The sequence below is a fragment of the Halobellus sp. Atlit-38R genome, assembly GCF_003665925.1.
GTDB classification, from domain to species: domain Archaea; phylum Halobacteriota; class Halobacteria; order Halobacteriales; family Haloferacaceae; genus Haloquadratum; species Haloquadratum inordinatus.
Genome location: NZ_QXIJ01000038.1, coordinates 1 through 1,947, shown reverse-complemented (window position 1 = coordinate 1,947; position 1,947 = coordinate 1). Strand labels below are relative to the sequence as shown.

Here is a 1,947-nt window from a genome sequence, read left to right as displayed (position 1 = left end):
GGCCTGTGCCTTGCAGGCGTCGATTGTCCACTGCGGGCGCTCCTCGAAGACGGCGTCGGCGACCGGCTTGACCACCTTGTAATCCGAAAACCGGTCCGCGATGGCGATCGCCTCGTCGTACCGCTCTGCGTACAGGAAGATCTCAACATATCGCTGTGCACTCCGCTGGGTAGTGTCTCGGTTCGCGAGGGCCTCCAGCAGTTCCTCGCGAATAGCCGGCCAGTCCTCGCCGGCGAGTTCTTCCGTCGCCTGGTAAGATACGAGCGTCGGAGAAGCTTTGAACGCGGTGATAGCCGCCTCCAACGCCACCTCTGGTTCACTCATACTGCTGACTCGGTCGCGGAGCCACTCGGCCAGCGCTGCTTTTCCGCTGCCGTCCAGGGTCAGTCCGTACTGGGCGATCTCCAGCGCTGCCTGCGGTCGGTCGTGACTCCGGAGGGCTTTGGCCAGCGTGAGCGAGTCGTCTGGTGACTGCAGGTGCTGCTGTCCGTACTCGATTGCCTCGTCGATACGGCCCTCCGAGACGAGCATCGTAACGTATGCGTCGGTCAAGTCGGCAGCTGCCGCCAGATTTAGGTACTCCTCGATGCGATCCTGGCGTTCGAGAACGTTGAGACGAGCCCGAATGACATCCCTGGCGTACCAGGGGTGTTCTCCATCCCAGAGATCCGTGTCACTGCTCCCAGGCTTCATCGCCTCCTGGATCGGGTCGCAATCCCAGTCCCGCTGGACGACCGCAAGAGCGACACTGTAGGGAGGTCGATCCGTATAGCTACTCATCTCGTTCTTCCAACCTCGGAGTTTCGCCTCCCAGTCATCGCGCTCTGAGCCAGCAAAGTTGGCTGTAAGTAGCGCTTCGGCCAACGCGGTGTCGATGTCGTCGAAAAACTCGAAGATGCCCTGTGAGTCGTCGTACGAGAGCGCGAGCCATACCTCGTCCATTAGTTCGTCTGCGAGCGGGTCAAGAACATCCAGTGCCGACTCGCCGTCGCCGGCTTCGATGGCGGCTCGCGCTTGATCGAGCAACTCTCCAAGCTCCTCGACGTCAGTTTCGACTGTCGCATACGTATCATAGACCTGAGATTCACGCTCGTTCGGGGGCTGGAGAACGTACTGGACGTGCCGTCGAATCGAATCTCGATTAATGTCCGGACTCTGATTAGTGGAGTCGCCGGCTGTGTCCTCTGACTGGGCTGTCTCGAGCCGAGATTCGATCCACTCTGCGAGGTCGGGACGACGCTCGACGAGAGCAACGAGGAGGTCCCGAAGTTCCGCAGGATTTGTGTCTGCGACCAGTTTGGAGATGGGTGGCCGCTGACTGATTTCGTCGGGGTTGCGGATGTATGTCAGGAGAACGGCCACACGGTGCTTACAGATGCCCCCGTGATCATACAGACAGGAACACATCGTGTTGACGACACCGGACTCATCAAGTTCGATCTGGATCTGATAGGGCTCGTACTGGCTCCCCTCGACCGCTGCTTCGAGACGGTTGCCACGACGTGTGACCTCGCGAACGGCGCCTTGCTTGTAGTACTTCTCGCCCCGGTCGTATGACTGCGGTCGTGCCAGATCGCGGATGGCTGCCTCAGTTATCGTCGGTGCCTGTTCCATCGGTAGTCCTCTCTACGGTACCTCTCGATAGAAAAGCTGGGTTAGCGTCAGTATCGAGAGCCCTGCGACAGCGGATTCGATTCGGACTCAACGACGGGACGTCTCAGTCGCCGTCAACAGCTCGTCGATGAATGCAGTCAAGAGCGATTTGGGATCGCGATCAGGGTCGTTCGGAGACTCCTTCCAGAGTTCAACATCAAATTCTCGTGCTTCTGTTGCCTGTCCCTCCGTGGCGATTACCATAATAATCGCCTGCTGATAGATGACAATCGTTCGGTGTTCGTCGACATCGAGATACTCGACCGCTGCCGCCTCAAGTGCTGTACGGAGGTC

At 59.1% G+C, this 1,947-nt stretch carries 2 protein-coding genes; both read right to left on the bottom strand.

Features of this window, described 5'->3' with window-relative positions:
- Positions 1–1,614, bottom strand: a 1,614-nt coding sequence (locus D3D02_RS17900; protein WP_121571301.1) for an SWIM zinc finger domain-containing protein, incomplete at its 3' end; no start/stop codon positions are given.
- An 87-nt stretch (positions 1,615–1,701) separates the two neighbouring features.
- Positions 1,702–1,947 (bottom strand): hypothetical protein (locus D3D02_RS17895; protein ID WP_121571300.1); only part of this gene is annotated, 246 nt, incomplete at its 5' end.